17 protein-coding genes are annotated in these 22,438 nt (G+C 42.6%); 1 reads left to right on the top strand and 16 read right to left on the bottom strand.

The window, feature by feature from the left end; genetic code table 11:
• Positions 1-17: 17 nt before the first annotated feature.
• From C7R73_RS07065 to C7R73_RS07025, 9 genes are all read right to left on the bottom strand, one after another.
• Positions 18-1,541, bottom strand: a complete 1,524-nt coding sequence (locus tag C7R73_RS07065) for a lipopolysaccharide biosynthesis protein (protein WP_106449819.1) — start codon at positions 1,539-1,541, stop codon at positions 18-20.
• Between the two features lie 75 nt (positions 1,542-1,616).
• Positions 1,617-2,591 (bottom strand): glycosyltransferase family 2 protein, encoded by a 975-nt coding sequence (locus tag C7R73_RS07060; protein WP_106449818.1) that lies wholly within the window; start codon positions 2,589-2,591, stop codon positions 1,617-1,619.
• A gap of 33 nt (positions 2,592-2,624) precedes the next feature.
• Positions 2,625-3,674 (bottom strand): glycosyltransferase family 2 protein, encoded by a 1,050-nt coding sequence (locus C7R73_RS07055; protein ID WP_106449817.1) that lies wholly within the window; start codon positions 3,672-3,674, stop codon positions 2,625-2,627.
• 246 nt (positions 3,675-3,920) lie between these two features.
• Entirely contained in the window at positions 3,921-4,862 is a 942-nt protein-coding gene (locus tag C7R73_RS07050) for an LCP family glycopolymer transferase (RefSeq protein ID WP_239992591.1), read from the bottom strand.
• A 40-nt stretch (positions 4,863-4,902) separates the two neighbouring features.
• Complete coding sequence (locus C7R73_RS07045; protein ID WP_161525889.1) at positions 4,903-6,150, bottom strand: LCP family glycopolymer transferase; 1,248 nt, start codon at positions 6,148-6,150, stop codon at positions 4,903-4,905.
• Between the two features lie 394 nt (positions 6,151-6,544).
• Entirely contained in the window at positions 6,545-8,377 is a 1,833-nt protein-coding gene (locus C7R73_RS07040) for a polysaccharide biosynthesis protein (RefSeq protein WP_106449815.1), read from the bottom strand.
• Complete coding sequence (locus C7R73_RS07035; protein WP_239992589.1) at positions 8,374-9,156, bottom strand: tyrosine-protein phosphatase; 783 nt, start codon at positions 9,154-9,156, stop codon at positions 8,374-8,376. Before C7R73_RS07035 ends, C7R73_RS07040 begins: the two co-directional genes overlap by 4 nt.
• Positions 9,153-9,899 carry a CpsD/CapB family tyrosine-protein kinase gene (locus tag C7R73_RS07030; protein WP_106449814.1) on the bottom strand — a complete coding sequence of 249 codons (747 nt, stop codon included), beginning with the start codon at positions 9,897-9,899 and terminating at the stop codon, positions 9,153-9,155. The genes C7R73_RS07035 and C7R73_RS07030 overlap by 4 nt, the downstream gene beginning before the upstream one ends.
• Before the next feature lie 13 nt (positions 9,900-9,912).
• On the bottom strand, positions 9,913-10,662 hold the full coding sequence (locus tag C7R73_RS07025) for a YveK family protein (protein WP_106449813.1): 750 nt from the start codon (positions 10,660-10,662) through the stop codon (positions 9,913-9,915).
• Positions 10,663-11,608: 946 nt separating this feature from the next.
• On the opposite strand from C7R73_RS07025, the gene C7R73_RS07020 reads away from it, so the two are divergent.
• Positions 11,609-14,950, top strand: coding sequence for a polysaccharide deacetylase family protein (locus C7R73_RS07020; RefSeq protein WP_161525888.1), 3,342 nt, complete (start codon positions 11,609-11,611; stop codon positions 14,948-14,950).
• A 146-nt stretch (positions 14,951-15,096) separates the two neighbouring features.
• On the opposite strand, the gene C7R73_RS07015 is transcribed toward C7R73_RS07020, so the two are convergent.
• The 7 genes from C7R73_RS07015 to C7R73_RS06985 all read right to left on the bottom strand — a co-directional run bounded on the left by C7R73_RS07015 (position 15,097) and on the right by C7R73_RS06985 (position 22,433).
• Positions 15,097-16,125 carry a glycosyltransferase gene (locus tag C7R73_RS07015; RefSeq protein WP_106449811.1) on the bottom strand — a complete coding sequence of 343 codons (1,029 nt, stop codon included), beginning with the start codon at positions 16,123-16,125 and terminating at the stop codon, positions 15,097-15,099.
• A gap of 36 nt (positions 16,126-16,161) precedes the next feature.
• Entirely contained in the window at positions 16,162-17,256 is a 1,095-nt protein-coding gene (locus C7R73_RS07010; RefSeq protein ID WP_106449810.1) for a glycosyltransferase family 1 protein, read from the bottom strand.
• Positions 17,257-17,308: 52 nt separating this feature from the next.
• Positions 17,309-18,499 (bottom strand): hypothetical protein, encoded by a 1,191-nt coding sequence (locus C7R73_RS07005; RefSeq protein WP_106449809.1) that lies wholly within the window; start codon positions 18,497-18,499, stop codon positions 17,309-17,311.
• 45 nt (positions 18,500-18,544) lie between these two features.
• A complete protein-coding gene (locus tag C7R73_RS07000; protein WP_106449808.1) occupies positions 18,545-19,699 on the bottom strand; it encodes a glycosyltransferase family 4 protein in 1,155 nt (384 codons plus the stop codon).
• Between the two features lie 91 nt (positions 19,700-19,790).
• On the bottom strand, positions 19,791-20,873 hold the full coding sequence (locus C7R73_RS06995; protein WP_161525887.1) for a glycosyltransferase family 1 protein: 1,083 nt from the start codon (positions 20,871-20,873) through the stop codon (positions 19,791-19,793).
• A gap of 97 nt (positions 20,874-20,970) precedes the next feature.
• Positions 20,971-21,837, bottom strand: a complete 867-nt coding sequence (locus C7R73_RS06990; RefSeq protein ID WP_106449806.1) for an NAD-dependent epimerase/dehydratase family protein — start codon at positions 21,835-21,837, stop codon at positions 20,971-20,973.
• The gene (locus C7R73_RS06985; RefSeq protein WP_106449805.1) at positions 21,834-22,433 is read right to left on the bottom strand and encodes a sugar transferase; all 600 of its coding nucleotides are present in this window, start codon (positions 22,431-22,433) and stop codon (positions 21,834-21,836) included. The genes C7R73_RS06990 and C7R73_RS06985 overlap by 4 nt, the downstream gene beginning before the upstream one ends.
• Between the last annotated feature and the right edge of the window lie 5 nt (positions 22,434-22,438).

Here is a 22,438-nt window from a genome sequence, read left to right as displayed (position 1 = left end):
TCCCCTTCCGTTCTCTTTTATTTGCGCAACACTTTTTTGACGACCGCAGAGCGTTCCTCTTTATTCAAAAGGACGATGAAGTTGAAGCCGATCGCAAAGATGCTAGTCAGGATGCCGGCAAAGATCAGCATCACCCAGCCGTCGATCGCCAGGATGTTCCGGACCAACAGCGAAAAGACCGAAGCCACGATGACCGACAAAGTGTTCTTCAGGATGGACGGATAAAAGGCCGTCCATTTGATGTTCAGGCAATGCGCCCCGTAAATCGGCAGGAAGAACAGGGAGCGGATCACCGCAAAGGCTGTGCTCGTCCCTGCAATGATGTACAGCTTCAATGTGTCATCGGTTGTGAACTGCAACGCGACCAGGACAATGCTGATCGTAACGATCGAGTTCGCGAACATGTAGATCGATGTCTGTTTGACCTTATTTGTGGCCGTAAAGAGGTTCCACAGCCCTTCCAATGGCAAGACGAACATGAACTCGATGCAGGACAAAATCGTCAGCATGTACAAGAGATGAGCATCCTGTGTCGGCACCCACAGTCTGTAGAAGATTTCCCCGTAGGCGAACAGAGCCGCTACCGGGATGCAGGCGAACAGGCCGAGGAATTTTATCGACGACATCAACTGGTTCTTCATTTCCTTGTAGTCCTTTTGCGCATAGCTGATCGTCAGCTGCGGCGCATAGACGCTCGCCAAAGTCCCGAACAGGGTCAGGATCGCACTCGGCACCGTTTTGGCGACCGAGAGCACGCCCATCGCGGCCGAACTGACATACAGGTTCGTCACCAGCAAATCAAGTCCGGTCGACAGGATCGAACTCAACCGCGTAAAACTGTTCCAGATACCCGATGACAGCAGTACTTTAATGACTTTCACATCGAAATATCGCTTCCTCACCTTGATGTCGGGAGTCAATTTGCGCGTGTAATAGACATTCCAGATGTAGACGTAGACGGTGGCTACAAATGCAGCCAGGCCGACATACCAGATGGACGGAACAAAAAAGCTGAATGCCGCAATCAGCACCGCTACCCGCAGGATGTTGGAGATGATGCCCTGCAGCGAGGTCAAGTACAGTTTATTGCGGACGAAAGTCGCCACACTGTAAGTTGAAGAGATGATGCTGACCAGGAAATTCAGGAAGATGAATGCCCACAACCACTGGACATCGATCAGAATCGCCTCTGACACGTTCACGATTTTGTTCAGATTCAGAATGATGATGGCCGACGGTACGCTCAATACCAAGGCTGTCACGACGTTGGCAATGACAACCGAGGTGAAGTAGCGGTTCGATCCTTCCACATCGTTTTCCGTTATTTTGATCGTGATGAACCGGCTGGCCATCGAGTTCAAAGCGACGGTGATGACCTGCGCGTAGCTGACGAAGTTGTTGGCCAAGCCGACAAACCCGTAGGCCTCGCTACCGACATGCTCCACGATGAACGGGGTCAACAGGAAGCTGATACCCATCATCACGACGAAGCCAACGACCTGCGCTATCATATTGATGGCGAATTGTTTATTTTTATCCACTGTAACCCTCTTTTCAATCAGGAAGGAGATTCTAGCGGCACCGAAGTAATCGGGGCCGCCGTACTCGACTCCTGATTACTTCAATTTTTTATAAGTGCGGTATGCCCAGACAATCGGTATTTCGAACTTCAAGTAGCTGCCATAAAGGAAACTCAGTTTCGATCGACCAGTACGCTTCAATTCCTTATGCACTTTATCCAATTTTCCCAAGATCGACTTTTTGACTGTTGTGTCTTTGCGCTTGTCCAATTGCAGATTGACCGACAAAGCTTCGGAGAAAAGCGATTTGTAGGTACGATCGCTTAGGGCCAATCTGCCTACCTCACGGAAAAAGGTTGCTCGTTCGGCCAAGGCATCCATATAATCGAGTTTGCTCTGCAGTCGGAAGCCGGATTCCCCCATGATGCTGTCCTCACGCTGCCAATAATAATAGAGCGGCTTCTTGGATAGCACCGTCTGCGGAGCGAAATGGAAGAGTTTGTACGTCGTGAACTCATCCTCATGCAGTCTGCCGACCGGGAAACGGATCGTTTCAAATAAGCTGGCCTCGAACAGTTTTCCGCAGGCCATGACCAATTGCGGATGGAACTCATCCCCCAAGTCGATGTATTTCGCCAAGATAGCATCATTCTTCATGACCGTCACCATTTCCGGCTCGGTCATCTGCGGCAATTCCTCCGTCGTCGTCTTCAGGAAATTACAGAGCGAAATGGCGCTGCCGGTTTCCTTCAACAGATTATAAAGATAGGTGATGTAGTCTGCCGGAACCCAATCATCGCTGTCCAGGAAGGTTAGATATGCACCCTTCGCTGCATCGATGCCGGCATTGCGGGCATCCGACAAACCACCGTTGGCTTGATGGATGACCGTGATGCGATTGTCCTGTTTGGCGTAGGCATCACAGATTATCCCGCTGTTATCCGGAGATCCGTCATCCACCAGGATGATGTCCAGATTTTTGTAAGTCTGTGCCAAAATCGAATCTACGCAGCGCGGTAAATACGCCTCCACTTTGTAGACCGGCACGATGATGCTGATCAATTCATTCATCTCAATATCCTTTCTTGTGGCATCGACCGGGCATCAGCCCTTACCCAATGCGGACTTTATTTTATTGAACACGCTATAGTACAAGTACAGCATAACACTCGCTTTTTTCTTCATCAGGTTCAGTTCCAATTTTTTTCGCGATTCCACTGCTTTCAAGTCCATTTTTTCGAGTATGGCGGCCAATTCGTCATCTGCCAGTATCTTACCGACATTGCCGATTTTCTCGCTGAATGGCGCCGTATTATCCTTATGCGCTTCGTTCGCCAACGACAGCAAGGCAATGATGATGTATCGGTTCGCCATGCGCGGCGCCAGTGCGGCTGCTTTATCCTCTCGCAACAACAGCTCCTGCAGCTTCGCAAAAGCCTGTTTCTGACGATCGTAGAAATGCGGCTTAAAGGCCATCACGGTCGAACTTTCATGGACGCGATAGTGATAATAAGCACCGGCATCGATGACAATGCGTTCACTTTTCAGGAAAGCTTCGACGCAGACAAGCAAGTCTTCCATGAAGACGACTTCTTTATCGAACCAAATATTCTCCCTTTCAAGCAGCTTGCGGCTGATCAGAAGCCGGCAGACACTGCCCATGATGTCCGTTTCGCCGCTTCGGAAGCTTGGCTTGGCGATGACGTTCGCGACGATATCCCCGAGGATAGCTTCCTTTTCGATGATCCCGGTTTGTTTCAACAGAACAGGCACGGTGTCTTCCTTAGTTTCCTTGACATAATTGCACATGCAGATGTCCGCCCGCGCCGTCGTCAGCGTCGCAAGCATCCGTTCGTACATGTCCGCATCCACCCAGTCATCCGGATCGACGAAGCCTACATAGTCCCCAGTCGCTGCGCGCAGACCATCGTTTCGCGCTTCTGAGACACCACCGTTCAGTTTGTCGATCAAGCGGATTCGGTCGTCTTTGGCGGTAAGTTCGACGCACACGTCCAGGCTGTTGTCCGTCGACCCGTCGTTTATCAATATGATTTCGATTTCCTTCAGCGTCTGAGCTGTCAGACTGCTGATGCATTGATCTAAATAAGGTGCCGCATTGTAGACCGGCACGATGATGCTGACCATTGGTTTCATGATTATTTTCCTCCTAGCCCCTCTTAACTAGGGATATTTACTAGATAGCCGTTAAATGACACGAACTCATTCCTGAATATTTTGTCTTACTGCCACTATTCTCTAGTATAGAACAATAAACAGAATTGAAAAAGCCGAAATAACAATCTTAAAAAATAAAACATAAAAAAAAAGAGAATAGGATGAGCCGCTACGGCCTCACACTATTCTCTTTTGCGCTGCTTTCCTTAACAAACGCTGCTTGGTTTATTTCAGTTCCAATTCCACCTGCAATAAATCTTGCACGCGCGCTAATTCGGCACCATCGACAAAACTATAGTAAATGTCGTCACGCAAACCGCCTACCCCACCTAAATGGTCTTGCTGGATATTTCTTGTTGCATCCACATATCCATATTTCTGGAGCGCTATATAATCAGTTGCTTGGAGATTCGTGCTCATATTTACAGACAGGGAGTGTAGGATATCTTGATAATTTTGTAACGTGTCCATGGAAAGTACTTTTTTGATGATTGCCGCAAGGACTATCCGTTGTCTTTCTTGACGGCCAGTATCTTGCTCAGGGTCATCAGATCTCATTCTGGAAAAAGCCAAAGCAGCAGCGCCATCCAATTGATTCGCTCCTTCAGTAAAAGTGTATTCACCAATCGTAAACGCCAATGGACTTTGGACCTCGATTCCGCCTAGTACGTCAACAATCTGTTGTATCCCTTCCATATTCACTGATGCATAGTAATCAATAGGTATACCTAATAGTTTTTGCACTGTATTTATTGACATTTCTGCTCCACCGTACCAGTAGGCATGGTTGATTTTATCGTACGAATTGTTTCCGACAATTTCTGAAAAAGTATCACGGGGAATACTCACAAAAGTTGTTCTCTGTGTCTTCGGATTGATTGTTACTACAACCATCGTATCAGATCGCCCTTCTTCCGTCCGACCTTCTGTGCCATTATCAATTCCTAATAACAATATGGAGATGGAATCTTGATTTTTCAAATCGACTGCACTGTCACGTAAATTTTGTGTTTGAACAGGATTATAGATGGCATCATTTGTATAATTAAGGTTACGATAAACAGAATAAACATAACCCCCGATGACGAGTATAAGGGTCGACATAACACCTAAGAATATCTTCAACCCCAAATTTTTCTTCTTACTTTTTCTCTTTTTTTCAGCCATGATTTCTCTCCTTACTTTTGTTATATACCGTTTTCCGGTTTTAATAGCCTGAATCGGTATATGCACCTGTATCATCGTATTCTTCCGAGTAAATGATTTCATCTGAAGAATATGTTTCTTCTGGATAATAGGATTCTTCTGAATAATAGGAAGTCTCCGGTTCCACATAATAGTATTCTTCGGAGTCAGTACTCGGATCTACATACGGGTCTGAATATACTTCACTTGAAGAGTCCTCATATTCGTCTTCATAATAAGTATCAGGATTAAAATAAGGCTCATTAGATGATGTTTCGAGTTCATCCAAGCTGATTTCCGGTAATTCCAGCTGTGCTCTCAGCATGTTTGATAACCGCAATCTTTCTTCCGGATCGACATAATAATAGTAAATTTCATCAATATACATTTCAGTGCCGGACAAGTAAGTTTGTTCAAAACTCTCTAGCGCATTTCGATAACCGGATGCGATTGAAATGATATCATCTAAAGTAACATTTGTCTGCACATTGTCTTCAACTGATGTCAATAAGTCCTTGTAATTCACCAGACTGCCCATACTTAGTACTTTATCCAAAATCGCTTTGATGACCATTTGTTGTCTTTTTTGGCGACCAAGATCCCCTTCAGGGTCCTGTTTTCGCATACGCGAAAACTGCAGAGCTTCATAACCAGTGAGCACTCTTGTTTCGCCTTCAATGAATTGTGGTCCATAAAAATCAAACGTCAAGGGGCTGGTAATTTCTATTCCCCCTATAGCATCCACAACATCAACCAAACCGTCAAAGTTAACTTCGACGTAATAGTCGATTGGAATATCCAAGAAATTTTGGACGGAATTAATAGCCATCTCTACGCCGCCATATGCATAGGCATGATTTATCTTATCATAATAATCCCCAACGTAATCATACTCATCTTCATATCCGACAATCGCTGAGTAGGTGTCCCTAGGGATGCTCAACAGCGTTGTTGTCCGAGTATTTGGGTTTACTGTACAAACCATGACAGTATCAGATCTGCCTTGCTCGACCCGCTCTTCTTCAGCGGTCCCTGTATCCACTCCGAGAAGCAAGAATGAGATTGGTTGCGTAGCGTCCGCTACATCTACAGCATCCTCCCGTTTCTTCTCAATACTTACCTCGTTATAAATTGAAGATGCCGTGTCTCCTACATCATTGTAAGCTTTGATCAGATACGCACTTACACCTACGCCAACTAACAATAAAAGTGCTAAAGTAATTTTGATGCCTCGCTTTTTCCCTTGGAACTTTTTTCTGGTTTCGTTCATCTTGTATTTATCCTCTTTCTCTTTGAGAGTTCTGAGTCCGCATAGGTACGCTTTCCGATTTTCCTTTTCTCTATCCATTCTCATCAAGTGATACAGTTTCCCTGAAACATGCTAAGTCAAAATTTTCTATCCCATTTGCCTCATTAGCTACAGATAAACAATAAAATAAATAGTGAGCATACTATCTATTGCATGATTTACACAATGAGGCAGAGTAATCTTTTCCATAGTACCAATAAATCAATAAATTTTCAAGATGGTACCGTTGACTGTAACATAATTACAATATTTCAGAGTAATGTCATTGAATATGGATTTCAAGCAAAACAGAAAAGAGGCCTGAGACATTTAACAGCCCAGCCCCCTCCCCTCTTCAATTTTAAACGCAATCTACTTAGACATGTTCATTTGCGAATGCGATTAGTTTAGTTTGTACGTCTGCATCAGAGTTTCCTTCAAGCGCCGCAACAAACTCCAATGTTCTTTGCCTATCACAGTCTGAAGGACTACCGACAAAAATTTTTTCATACACTTGATTGTCCGCCAATTGACCATCGACAAGCAATTCTTCATAAAGTTTTTCTCCTGGTCTGATGCCGGATTCCACAATTGGAATTTCGTCTTCCGTATAACCGGACAATTTGATCATCTTACTAGCCAAATCCACAATTTTTACGGGTTCGCCCATATCCAAGATGAATATCTCTCCACCCTTGGCAAGTACCCCTGCTTGCAATACTAGTCGGCTTGCTTCCGGAATAGTCATGAAGTACCGGATCATCCGATAATCCGTTATAGTAACCGGTCCACCATTCTCGATTTGTTCCTTGAATACTGGAATGACACTGCCGCGACTCCCCAACACATTGCCGAATCGCACCGCTGCAAATTTGGTTTTTCCTGGTTCGTTCAATGAGGTCACAAGAATTTCGGCTATCCGTTTTGTGGAACCCATAACATTTGTCGGTCTAACTGCTTTATCAGTTGAAATCATGACAAAGTTTTTTACACCCGCTGCTTTTGCAGCTTCTGACATATTTTTCGAACCATAGATATTATTTTTGATGGCTTCTTTCGGATTGTATTCCATCAAAGGCACATGTTTATGTGCTGCTGCATGAAAAACATGGCTTGGTTTGTATTTTTCCATAACTTGGAAAATACGGTCACGATCCTGAATATCCGCAATTATCGGGATGATGTCTATAGTCCGTCCGTACAAGTTCCTCAATTCTTTGTCGATCAAATAAATCGAATTTTCACCGTGCCCTAATAAAATCAAAGTCTTCGGATGGAACTTTGCTATTTGACGACAAATCTCTGAGCCGATTGAACCACCGGCTCCACTGACCAAGATGACTTCGCCTTCCAATTGGGCTGCAATTTTCGTCTTATCCAATGTCACTTCTTCACGGCCAAGTAAATCAACTACATCGATATTCCGCAGTCTATTGACGGTCAGTTTCCCTTTTATCACATCCTCTATGCGCGGCATCTGGTTCACTTTGACATTCGCTTGGTTGCAATAATCCAGAATTTTCTCCAAATTTTTCGGTTTCAGGGATGGTATAGCGATCGTCACCTGATCAACGGACAAATCTTTGACCAATGCTGGGATATCCGATTCTTTTCCCATGATTTGAATATCATATAACCGAGAGTTCGCTTTACTGGAATCGCCATCGACGATCCCCACAATATCGATGTCACCTGGATGCTTCAGGATGTTTCTGATGAACATGTTACCACCGGCTCCCGCTCCGACCACAAGGGTGCGGACGGTTTTCTCTCTTTTTGTTTTCAGAAAGGAGATATCACCTTGTTGCCACTCATGATAAAAGCGCCAAACAACCCTTGAACCTGGAATCAACACAAGACAGAAGACGTACATCAAGAAGATATAACGATAACTGACTGTTCTGATGAATAAAAGTGTGATGAGGCCCGAAATTGCAAAGGATGCCGTCATCAGCATCATTGATTTACTTATTTCATACACACTTGTGTATCGAATGATTTTTGAAAACAAATGATAGCGTAGACCTAGAATCAAATATCCACTGACGCAAACGCCAACCATCACAAAATAAAACTGGTCTGAAGGAAAGGTATATGCTTGCACCAATTCACGTGCCAATAATGAAGAAATAAAAATAAATATTGAATCCATTAATATTAATATTACCGATTTTTGCCTTCTTGTTAAATTAAGTTTCACCCAACTCATCCTCTCCAGTTAAATAATCTGATCCTCTTTTTTTTCTCATATATTTCCATAGGGGCCCCTGTTCGAAGGATATCTCCATTGACTAGGTCTTTCGCGTTTTGTTGGAACGCATTCACTATTTCGTCGCCAAATTCTTTCCCCATTTTTTTAAAAGCTTCCTCCATGTGGAAAGAACGCCCGCTTATATTATGGGCATCGGAAGCCAATACATGCACAAGGTTGGATTTAATAAGCTTACTGCTCAACTCTGCAATGTCCTTCCCGAATACGCCGACATAACTGCTGGCCGTCAATTGGGCAAGAGCTCCTTTTTCGATATAGGACAACAAAACATTAGGGTTATCGATTATTTGCTGATTGCGTTCCGGGTGTACGATGATAGGAATGATGCCCTTTTGCTGGAGCTGAAAAAAAAGCGATTCCGCGTAATGTGGAATCGACATTGTAGGAAATTCAATCAAAATGTACTGGTTGTCTTCATCCACAAAGAGGATTTCATCATTTTCGATATCGGAAAGCAAATCACCGTTGATACGAATTTCTTGTCCGGAAAATAACGTCAGAGCAATGCCTCTCTCATCCAGTACTTTCTGAAGTTCAGCCGTCAGCCTTACAATGTCAGATTTTACATTTTCAAATTTACCATTCTTATGATGCGGAGTCACTAGCATATGAGTGACTCCTTCAGCAACAGCCAATTCAGCCATTGCCAAAGAATCCTCCAACGATCGAGGCCCGTCATCTATACCGTACAGCAAATGACAGTGGATATCTATCATTGCTCTTCACCATCGAGATTATAACCATATCCATAATAGGAGTAAGAGCGATCTGATTTCTTTTCGGCACCATTGAATACGACACCCAACACATTCGCCTGGACCATATCCAATAATTCTTTGGCTTGCCTGACATCATCGGTATGGGCAACCCCACGTCGGACCACAAAAATCACCCCATCAGTTTTTGTCGCCATAATTTGTGCATCGGTCACGGTAACAACCGGTGGCATATCAAACAGAATCAAATCGTACTCTGATTCCATCAATTTGATAATTTCATTCATCCGATTTGAATTCAATAACTCAGATGGATTCGGCGGAATTGGGCCGCTTGAGATGATATCAATGCCTACATCATCTACATTCTGTACGACATCCTTTAAGTTTATTTCCCTTGAAGTAATCAGGGTGCTCAGCCCGATGTTGTTATGCAAATTGAATGTGCGGAATACTGTAGGTTTTCGCATATCCGCATCAACAAGAAGTACTTTTTTCCCTTGATCAGCAAATACCGATGCAATGTTTGCCGCCACTGTCGATTTTCCTTCCCATGGCCCAGATGATGTGAATAGGATTGTCTTCAGATTATTGTCCACCATAGAAAATTGAATGTTAGTCCGGATCGTACGGAACTGTTCTGCAATAATAGAGCTCGGCTTTGTCACCGTGATTAAAGACGTTCCTTTTCTCTGTTCTTTATCCAATCTTTCGATTTTTTTTTTGTTTCTTTTATCAAACATTTGCCGGACCTCCTTAAACTCTACGTCTCTTGTTTCTGCCTGTTTTCAGTGCTTGAATTTGCGTGTCCTTGAACAATCTGCTGTCATTGATTTCAGTTGCTGACATTTCCAAAATAGACCCCAGATTTGTCCATCCTAGACTCTCAATAAACTTTTCATCTTTTACAGATTTATTTGTCAATTCTGCTAAATATGCCCAGACTATACCAAGCATTAAGCCAAAAAATAGACCAATCAACAGATTCAAAGGATTATTCGGAGAAATCGGCGTTAAGCTTGGAGCTGCCGTCGATAAAATCGTAACGGATTCCACTTCTAGTATATTTCCGATTTTTTCTTGAAAAACAACCGCAATTGCATTAGCTAGTTCTGCAGCCTCAAAAGGATTTACATGTGTGATATTCACTCCGAATACTAGTGAATTTGTTTCCGTGGAAACTCGAATTAAGTTCTTTAACTGGTCCACAGTCAAATCTGAACCCGTCCGTTGGATAACATCTTCCAGAATTATAGGTTCCTTGATAATGCTTTGATAAGTATTGATCAAACTCAAGTTAGTCTGAATATCCGTATTTGTAAGTGCTTGATCGGTATTCTGTGTCTGATTGACGACAATTTTGGATGTCGAGCTATATGTGGGGGTCACAAAAAAGAATGTATATACCCCTGCAACCAATAAGCCTAATAATCCAGCAACTATGATTTGCCCAATCCTCTTTCTTAGCATCGAAAAAATTTCGCTTAAAAAGAATCTTCCTTCCATTATATCCTCCCAGTTATGCTTTATAAATTTATCAATGCAAAAAAATGCTCCGCCCTAGATTAACATTGAAAAGCAATCTACTGCTATTTTACTACAATATTAAAAAAAAAACTATAGCCTCACCCAAAAACTCAAAAGGCATTCTGGATATATTAATCCATATAGAGGAGGCGACGACAACACTAATCGATATAAATGAAGAACAGGTAACTTTTGGAACTGACAAAGGTGGAAAAGTTACCACCGCAAGAAGTATTTATCTAGCAAAGATACTATCCGATGACACCAAATTACACTTGAGACATTAACGTTGTATTCTTTTGATAGCGCTATCTTTCGTGTTATACTTACTTCGAGCAGATACTGATTTAAATAAGTATAAATTTTTACACGGGTATAAAATAATACTACAGTTTTAAAAAAATTCACGTTTATATTAAATTCGGATGGAGCATTTCTTCCTTGGATAACGTCGTAATCTCCTATAGACGCTTTCTATGATTTCTCTTTAAACCCCTTAGGATTGTGAGCTTTTCAAATCGGAATTCTTTTTCCAACAACTTTGATAGCGAAGCTTACTGAAGGAATTTGTGAATGCACAAAAATGTGGGCAATCACATGTAAAATCCGGATTAATATGAATCGTATGATTCTCTGTTTATCTGCTCCCAATCGTTTTAACCATCTTCGAAAGTAGAAATGAGGTGATCTAGCTAATATGGGAACGTAACAAAATGCATCGGATTTATGCAATAAGTAACGAAGCATTGAGGGGTTGCTTATTGTTTATTTCGAATTTATCAACTCTAAAGGAGAGATAAATATGAAAAAAAACCTGCTATTACTTGTTCCCGCTTTATTATCACTCTCAATTTTCAGCATTGAAGCAGAAGTTCATGCAGATACACAAGCCCCCTCCGAAACTATCCAAATTACTGATACCGATATGTCAACATCAACTCTCGTTTCAGAAACCGATGTTGATGTTCCTACCGTTTCAGAAACCGATGTGGACGTTCCTGCCGTTTCAGAAACCGACGTTGATGTTCCTACCGTTTCAGAAACCGATGTGGACGTTCCTATCGTTTCCGAAACCGATGTGGACGTTCCTATCGTTTCCGAAACCGATGTGGACATTCCTATCGTTTCAGAAACCGATGTGGACGTTCCTGCCGTATCCGAAACCGATGTGGACATTCCTATCGTTTCAGAAACCGATGTGGACATTCCTGCCGTATCCGAAACCGATGTTGACATTCCTATCGTTTCAGAAACCGATGTGGACGTTCCTATCGTTTCAGAAACCGATGTGGACGTTCCTATCGTTTCCGAAACCGATGTTGACATTCCTGCCGTATCCGAAACTATTAATACCATTCCTTCCGTTTCCGAAGCTACTACTGGAGTAATTACAACTGAACCGATTGAAGCGACTGCCTCTGAACTAACTTTTTCCTTAAGCGAACTAGCCGTTTTGGCAGAAGCCACAGGTCCTTCAAAACTGATTACCTCAGTGAACACAGACCAAAAAGTCGTTTCGCTCACCATCAGCGGTGTTAACAACGAAACCAATTTGGATGCTATCTTAAGCAACCTTAACACCCTGGGCGTAAAAGCAACCTTCTTTGTGGACAGTGGAGCCAGCCAAGCTATGTTGGATAAAATCTATAGCGCGGGACATGAAATCGGGAACCAAGGATACATGCACACTGATGCTACCCAGCAAACAACTGCACAACTGGAAGCTAGCGTTGCCCAGATGGAAACCTATATTCAAAACGCAATCGGAACAACATCCAAGCCTTATTTCCGAGCCCCTTACGGTCAAACAAATACTTCCGTACTGACAACGGTCGGTGATCAAGGTTACGATTACACCATCGGTTGGACAGTTGATACTACCGACTACAATGGCATTTCTTCAACGCAAATCACCAATAACGTCATTGAAAATCTGCTTCCAGGATCCATCTACCTATTGCATGCCCTCCCAGCGTCAGTTGGGACACCTGCCGCTTTATTGACCATCGTCAACCAAGCACGGTCCAGCGGTTACAACTTCGCCACAATAAGCGGTCTATTGGCTTTTGAAGGTGTTTACACCGAACCAAACACAAGTCCTTCGAAACTGATCAACTCCGTGAACACTAACCAAAAAGTCGTTTCTCTCACTATCAGCGGTGTTAACAACGAAACCAATTTGGATGCTATCTTAAGTAACCTTAACACCATTGGCGTTAAGGCAACCTTCTTTGTGGATAGCGGAGCTAGCCAAACTATGTTGGAAAAGATCTATAGCGCAGGTCATGAAATCGGGAACCAAGGCTATGTACACACCGATGCTACCCAACAGACAACAGCACAGCTGGAAGCCAACGTTGCCCAGATGGAAACCTACATTCAAAACACCATCGGAACAACATCCAAGCCTTACTTCCGAGCCCCTTACGGTCAAATAAATACTTCCGTACTGACAACGGTCGGGAATCAAGGCTACGATTACACCATCGGTTGGACAGTTGACACTACCGACTACAATGGCATTTCTTCAACGCAAATCACCAATAACGTCATTGAAAATCTGCTTCCAGGATCCATCTACCTATTGCATGCCCTCCCAGCATCAGTTGGGACACCTGCCGCTTTATTGACCATCGTCAACCAAGCACGGTCCAACGGTTACAGCTTCGCCACAATAAGCGGTCTGTTGGCTTTTGAAGGTGTCTACATCGAACCAAACGCAGGTCCTTCGAAACTGATCAACTCAGTGAACACTAACCAAAAAGTAATCAGCCTGACTTTTGACGATGGAGGTGATGCTCAAAATCTCAAGGAAATTCTGGATATCCTTAAGGAAACAGGTGCAAAAGCGACTTTCTTTATGAATGGCACTACCGACGAGGCATTAATGAACCGAATTGTTGCAGAAGGGCATCAACTTGCAAACCACACTTATTCCCATTACGACTCCACTACCTTGACTCCTGTGCAACTCGCAACTGATGTCAACCTGATGGAAGCATTTATCAACAATACCACAGGAACAACATCCAAACCTTATTTCAGAGCACCTTATGGAGACCTAAATGACTCAGTATTGGATACAATCGGTAGTTTAGGTTACGATTACACCATAGGCTGGACAGTTGACACCTGGGACTGGACTGGAAATTCAGCAGCTGAAATAACTGAATGGGTGACGAACGACATTGCACCCGGTTTAATTTATTTGATGCATGCCAATCAAACAGCGACTGAAACTCCCGCTGCTTTAAGAAATATCATTGCTGAAATAAAAGATAGAGGTTATCAATTTGCTACAATAAAAGACTTGCTTGCATTGGAACCATCCCCGGCTACTCCTTCATTTGTCATACCTTCTCTTGAACCTCTTGCAGGTGTAAATAACCCAGTTATGACAATAAATGAAGTAGATGATGTATCTTCACCTTTAGGTGTGGCAGATCCATTTATCATGTACGATGGGGGAGTTTATCATTTGTTTTTTGAAGTGCTAACCCCGTATGATTATGTCAACGGTGTATATACGGATAAGGTCGCACACGCCGTGAGCACCGACTTGGTCAATTGGACATACGATCAAGTAGTTCTTAGTCCAGAGGCTAATGGTGTAAGAGTGGCCTATCCATCGGTGTTCAACTACGCCGGCGATTACTATATGGTACCCGATCAAGTAGGGAACATTGATGCCTATATCGCTACAGACTTTCCGACAGGATGGGAATACAATTCCACACTGATAGAAGGCGTTTTCGTTGACAGCAATGTTTTCGAGTTTAATGATGTCTGGTATCTTACGACTTCAGAAGCTCCAACCAACAGCATGTCTCTTTACTACAACACTTCCGGTGACTGGAGAAATAGTCAATGGCAACTGCACCCGACTGGTCTTATAATTGAAGAAAATGAGCAGGAAAGGGGCTATCGTGGAGCTGGTAATCCTTTTGTGTACGATGGTTATGTTGTGATGCCAGTTCAAGTGACACCGAATGACACCAACATCTATGGCGAGTATACGTACTGGTACCAACTCTCCAACCTCTCTCCAACAACTGTCGATGTCACGAACTTAGGCATAGCTATTGAACCGCCACAGGACGGTAGTTGGAGTTGGACTGAAATAGCGACGCACCATATTTCGCATGCTCCATATGGTGATGGATACGTTTATGCTGTCGACGGATTGGCCAATTACGACATCGGAACCGGGCAACCCGAATATACCATTGGCTTATTCACAGACGCAGCGGCAAGAGCCTCACTATAACTTGATCACCTGACCACTCGGTTGGCTGTAGGTCCGCATTCAGAATAAGTATATACATGAAAAGCACCTCCTGATACGTTTATCGTACTAGGAGGTGCTCTTTATATTGCCTGTCTGTCAGATGCCTTTTCCATTAAAATGAACCATCAATTCGGATTCACTATTGTATAGTAGAGGTAAATATAGGAATGCCATCTCTTTTTAATTGCTTTCAACACCATTTTTTTTCTAAGGGTATACCCCTCGAAGCTAATATTTTTCAATATCCCCTGCAAAGTAGCATCACCGCAAATATATTTTATGGTACGTATTTTTTCCCTTGCTGGATTTTTGTTGCTTTTATATGTTTCCTGCAAAAAAGAATTGAAAGCCATATTGACATATCTTATGTTCATGCGTTCATGTAATGTGGATTCTTTGCCCGTTTTTACAAGGAGTTCCTGAATTTTATTGTAGATCTCTCTGTGCATTTGAATGAATTTTGGTTTGTAGGAGCCTACCGTCGAGGTGGAATATACCCGATAGTGATAATGTGTACCCTCTGTGATGACTACACGCTCGCAAAAAAGAAAGGTCTCGATACAGAATAGTAAATCTTCCATGTAGGATACCTTTGTATCAAATCGGATGCCATTTTCCTTCAATAAACCGTTTCTTATCAGCAATCGACAAGCACTCCCCATAATGGTCACTTCCCCACTGTTCAGAGTAGGTGCAGCTATCATATTCGCCACAATGGCGGTGGTGATGTCAGCCTTTTCTATGATTCCACTATACGGTATAATCACTTCTTTCACCGAACCCGGCTTTTCTTCCACATAATTACACATGCATATTTCAGATTTGGAAGCTGTGATGGCTCCATACATCTTTTGGTACATATCCAGATCAACCCAATCATCCGGATCGACAAATCCTATGTATTCCCCCGTCGCGAGACTCATCCCACAGTTTCTTGCTGCTGATACACCACCATTTTTATTATCGATGACTATAATCCTGTCATCCTGTTCGGAAATTTTTTTGCAGATAGCCAAACTGTTGTCGGTCGAACCATCATTCACAAGAATTATCTGCACTTCCCGCATGGTCTGGTTGGTTAAGCTCATGATACATTTTTCCAAATATTCTTCCTTGTTATAGACGGGTACAATTACACTGACTATTGGGTGCATCTTCGATTCTTCTCCTTCATGCTTGGCATTTCATCCTTAGACGTACAATTTCCTCAATTTCTCGATTTCTGTCCTGATATCATATCCCATGTTCCTTAATTCGTCGGATACATCGACTCTTGCTCTATCACTAATCTGACCGATAATTTCAGCCGCAACCTTTGCTGGTGTATCTTGGATCGAAATCGAAAAGGCATTACCGGTTATAAATACTTCCTTTGATACTGTATCGGAAATGAAGCAGGGAAGGCCAGCCGCCTGAGCCTCTATCGCCACGAACGGCAAACCTTCAAATAGGGATGGCAAGACAAAAACGTCCATCGCTTGGTAAAGCTCGTTCATATCCGATCTGACGCCGGTAAATATTACTTTATCTTCAAGACCCTTTTCTCTGACAAGCGCCTCCATATCCACCCTCAATTCACCATCCCCGATAAGCAAAAGAGCCGAATTCGGGATACCTTTATGCAGGTGTTCGAAAACGTTAATAAGATACTCTTGGTTTTTAATATAGGTAAAAAAGCCTACATGCCCGATGACCAACTGATTATCACCTAAGTGCAACTCTTTCCTGATTTTGTATCTGCTGTTGGCGTTGTAGGCATAGTCATCAACGGCTATTGCATTTCTGATGATTTTAAAAGGGGTTTCTCCGAACATTGATTTGCCAGCAGCTTGAGAGCAAGCGATTTTCTTGTCGGCGATAGCTGAAACAATAGGCTTGTAGAATGCATGCATCAAGCTAGTGAACCCCCGCTTCCCTTTCCATTCGCTGTGACTATGGATAATAACTTTCCTTTTGAATAGTTTGGCTATGATTGCCATTTCCGCACCGCTTAACGAAACAAAATGGGCATGAACAACAGCATATTCCGGATGTTCCCTGAAAAAGGCAATCAGGGCACGCAAATATTTCACGACACCTTTGCGTCTTTCCGGCAATCGATACATCTTTGCTCCGGAATCCAAGAGCTCCTCTTCATACGCTATTTCATCCGAAAACTTTGTAAAATCGATATGGATATTTGGATCATTTTTAAGTTCCCTATAGTAATTGATGATGAACGTTTCGACTCCGCCTCTATTTTCGCTCATACCAAAAAATAAGATATTTTTTTTGTTTTTCTCCATATTTTTATCATAATTACCTTGTAATTATGTCCTCCTCATCAGAAAATGACGTCTACTTGATAATATCCATCAGCTTCACATTCCTTTTGTTCTCTGAATTGCGATTCCACAAAGAAATATACACGAGCAAAATCGGAATCCATCCATTGACGCGCAAACGTGTTGCCGTGCCTATATTGTCATTGCTGAGCGCAATGAATGCGATCCAAACAAACGCGTAGACCAGTGTAAATATTTCTTCTTTGGATATCTCATGCCGATGTCTAATCAGATAATACAAGATACCTATCATCGGAATGCTTTCGAGTATAAATACAAGCAATTGCATTCCGCTATTGATATGCCAGAAAAAAGGTCCGACAAGGTTTCCGATAAAACTATAGAGATAGTTCAAGAGGAAAAGAATTATGTTTGACTGATTTAGATTAATGTACATGTTACTGCCGCCATTTAGAACTTCTACTCCCAACTGTCGGAATGCCAATGCCCCTCTTAACGACATGTGCACAATCGGCAAGGTCAAATCAATGAAAAAGGTATAATAGATTGTAAATACTATGATTGCGCCAACGATGTATTTCATCAGATTTTTGCTGTTATGCATCAACAGGTTAAGAATCGTCGCCACGATGAATGCAACCAATGCATACGTCCGAAAACCGCCCAGAAATACAATGCTGGGCAGGAGCAAAAACAGAAAGCGATAGGCCTTCTGAAAAATTATTTTGCCCACCAAATAGATGGAAACCGAATAAAAAAAATAAATCCATATATCCCTGTAGATGGATAAGTTTGCGGTCATCAGCAAACTCAGGTAGAACATAAAAAATGAACCCAACATCAGGTTTGTCCGCACAAATGCATCGTCGGACAGAGGCTGTTTCTCCAAAGAAAAGCCCCGCTGGATTTCCTTCAGCAACAATGCCGCCACCAAGACCAGCAGAATGAAGCCCAGATAATTGAATGTCCTTATGACAATGACATCCTCGAAACCGACCGCCGCCACCAAGCGACTGATCAGACCTGGATAGATTGAAGTATTGATTATCTGACCGCCATTTAGGAAAGATTTTACTTGTTCCCAATAGAAGTATCCATCATCTCCACCACCGGTGATAGGCAAGGTGATGCCTAAAAATCCCACACGCTTGGAGAGAAAATATACAAATATGGTCAGTAAAGAATATTCCAAAAACAAAAGCTGATATACTAATGATACTCTATATATTTTATTCTTTTCCAAAAAATGTATACCCCCATCACTTACACACAAATAGCTGCATTATCCTCATTGGCTACTCAAATCACTGTATATTCTGCGCATTATTTTATTTACATTTTTGATATCATATTTTTTTACGGCTTGGCGATTGTTGGATCCCATTTGTGCAGCCAAAGCGGGCTCATCAAAAAGCGTCTTGATGCCACTGGCAAAGCCATCCGCATCCATCGGATCGTAATTAAATCCGGTTACTCGGTTAATTGAGTAGTCGGGGATGCCCTGCACATTTGATGTCAGGATAGGTAACCCAGCCGCCATGGCCTCAAGTCCTGCTATTCCCAAACCTTCCCTTCTGGAAGGAAAAGCCGATACATCGGCTATTTGATTCAATTCATTGATATCGCTACGATATCCCAACAAAAACACACGGTTATCCAAGTCAAAACGCTGGATCATCTCCTTCAGTTCATTTTCTGTATCGCCTTTGCCGCATATCAAATAATATAGCTTACTATTATTGAGTTTGTGCAGGGCATCAATGATGACCTGATGATTTTTTCTGGCGGATAACTCACCGACAGATAAGATTACGAAGGCATCATTCGGAATTCCTAGCATTTCCCTCTTTTTACTTATATCAATGGCAACCGTTTCAAATTTATTTGTGTCCAGCCCAACACCGGGTATGTATTCCAACTTTTTCATACGGAATTTGCCGGCAACGGCCGAATCGACCTGGTTGATGGTAATAAGTACATCCGTATATCGGGATAGGTATCTTTCAATTGGATAAAAGACTAGCCAGTCTTTTAAGGGGCCGCCTTTGAAAAAATGGAAGCCATGTGCAGTATAGATAACCTTTGTACCAAACAGTTTTCTGGATTTATTGGCGGCCAACCTTGCCAACACACCTCCAATAGGCGAATGGCAATGAATCAGATCATATTTTTCTGTTTCGATGATCTGCTTGATTGTTTTGTATGCTATCCAGTTTTCCTTGCTGGCCGGATATCTATGCATATCCACATCATATATTTTAACATTCATTTTTTCCAACTTGACTTTGAGTTTATCCGCACGTTCTTGCGTAATAGTACCAGGATCCTGAAAATTCGCCAGCACATGTACCTCAAACCCTAAATTTTGCAAAATATTAATGTTGGACATATTAAACTGATCAATCATAGATGCAACTGAACTTAACATTAATGCTTTCTTCAACCAATACTCCTCCGTTTCAGCAATGTACGTGGACACACTATTTCCTTGCCGCCTTTTTTCAATCGGCCTTTCCAAAATTAGACGTAATGGTCTATCCTTTGCCCAAATAAAATTTCTCCAGTTCCCTAGCCAAAACGACGATATCAAATCCTGCAGTGCTTAACGCGGCACTTTGAGTTGTCCTTTGATAGCCGTTATTTCGCAATGTCGTGGCCATATCAGCCCACTTCCCAGGACTATCTTCGGCCGGTACGAAGTGAAGCAATTCTGTTATCTTCGTTTCAGCTGTCACGACGTCTTTCGTGGTAATACACTGTAAACCCGAATTTTGAGCTTCTACCAGAACAATCGGCAGACCCTCAAATCTTGAGGGCATAACAAATAGGTCCATTGCCGACAATAGTTTTTGTACATCCTTACGGACACCGGCAAATATGACATAATCCTGAAGGTTATTCTTAGTCACTTTATCTTCGACAGCAGCCTTAAGCTCACCTTCACCCACCAACAGTAAGTAGGCATCCGGGTTTTTCCTGCGCACTTCCATAAAAATATCAATCAAAAGATCATGATTTTTCTGATAAACGAATCTACCGATATTGCCCAGAACGAATTTCCCCTCCAGATGGAATTCTTTCCTGATCTCCGCTCTGCTCTTTTCATCGAATTTGAATTTTTTGGTGTCAATCGCATTATTGATTACGATGTAATCATCATTGAACATCCATTTCCCGGCAAAATCTGCACAGGCAAAATTCGCGGTTGTATATTTTTTGATTCTTTTTTTGTTGCTGTTATGAATCAGCTTATAGAGGCCGTTTCCGTTCGCCACTCGGCTGTTGTGGCTATGCATGATCCGATGATTGATTTTAAATTTTTTAGCCAGAATAATGGGGCTGACATACAGAAGCGCATTCGCATGTACATGTACCGCCTCATAATCCGTATGCTTATTCTTCATAAATTCATACAGAGTGACATAGTTTTGGATTGCTTTCTTCGGGAATTCGGGATGGATAAATACCTCTCCACCCAACTCTTTTATTTCGTCAATCAGGATATTATTCTTATCATCCCTGATAAGAAAGTCAAACTGTACTTCTTGCCTATTAATATTTCTGTAAACACTCATTATAAATGACTCGGCACCACCGCTACCCAAGCTGTTCAACACATGTAATACCCTTATTGGCTTCATTATGCTACCTATCCCTTCGCTCTTTGTTCATTGTTCTTCCCCACTCACAGCGGAAAGATGCGGGGGAAACTTTTTAAAGCTCTTCCGTTTTGGCGATGGAAGCAGCCAAATCATTTATTTGGTAATCAAATCGATAATCGGACATTTCTCTTTCATAAAGCAAACTGCCGAATACTTTATTGACCACATTCACTTTTTTACCCAATACCTTCAGCAACGGATTTAAAAATTTGACCAGTCTGATGCTCCCCCCACTTGCGGCTGCAATCTTCCTGACCATTTCGGAAGTCTTCACGTACTCCTTGTTTTGTGGGAAGAAAATACCGCTCTCTTCATTGTCGATCATCAGACGAATGAATTCCGTTAGATTGTCGATATGAAGCATACTACGCTGATTTTCCACATCCGGGAAAAAGGGCGATATCTTGGCAAATTTCGCCAGCAAAGGATAGTTCCCTTTAGAACCTCTACCATAAATCATCGGTGGACGCAAAACAACAACGTTGAAGTCATCCGACTGCAAAGGTAGAATTCCTTGCTCCGCCAACAGCTTACTGTTTCCGTAGAAATTGGCTGGATGGGGGATCGTCTCCTTAGTTATGACTTTAGTTTCGCCAATCTTGCTGCTGGCGCCATAGACAATCATGCTGCTCATAAATATGAACTGTTTGCATCCTTCTTCTTTTGCCTTTTCGGCGACCGCAATAGTCAAATCTCGATTCACTTTGTAGTAAAATTCTTCTTGGTCCGCTTTCGCATCCTGATGGGCTATCCCAGCAACATGGAAAATGACATCATATTCGGAAAAATCCTTCTCTTGCCATTCACCATTTCTTGTTTCAACAGTATCCACTCGATAATTATCGGCCCATTGTGAGAGCCATTTTTCAAAGGCGTTGCCGATATAACTGTTGGCACCCGTAATCAATATTGTCTTCATTCGTTTGTCGCTCCTGTTCCGCCTTCAACTACACCGTCGCTCTTCAACACACTAGTGATCGTTCCGATGAAGCATTTCACGTCAAAGGCAAAGCCCATTTTTTGGATATATTCGCCGTCCAAAGCCGCTTTCACTTCAATCGACAATTCATCGCGGCCATTGATTTGCGCCCAACCGGTCAATCCAGGCCGCTCATTGTTGGCACCATACTTATCCCTTTCTGCTATCAGATCATATTGATTCCAAAGCGCAGGGCGAGGACCGATGATGGCCATTTCGCCAACGATAATATTGAAAATCTGCGGCAATTCATCCAAGCTGGTCTTTCTCAGGAATTTCCCAACTTTTGTGATGTATTGTTCCGGATTGTTCAATAAATGGGTTGGCATGTCTTTCGGTGTGTCGATACGCATCGTCCGGAACTTCAGGATATTGAAATACTTTTTGTTTGTCCCTACCCTTTTCTGTCTGAAGAAAATTGGCCCTGGTGAGTCTAATTTTATCGCAACAATCAAAATCAAAAAGACCGGGGACAGCACGACAATAGCCAAAACAGACAGAGCAAAATCAATCATTCGTTTCAGTTTTCCATACATTTTTT

It is taken from the genome of Trichococcus alkaliphilus, assembly GCF_003008695.1.
GTDB lineage: Bacteria > Bacillota > Bacilli > Lactobacillales > Aerococcaceae > Trichococcus > Trichococcus alkaliphilus.
This window is presented reverse-complemented; position numbering and strand designations above follow the sequence as displayed.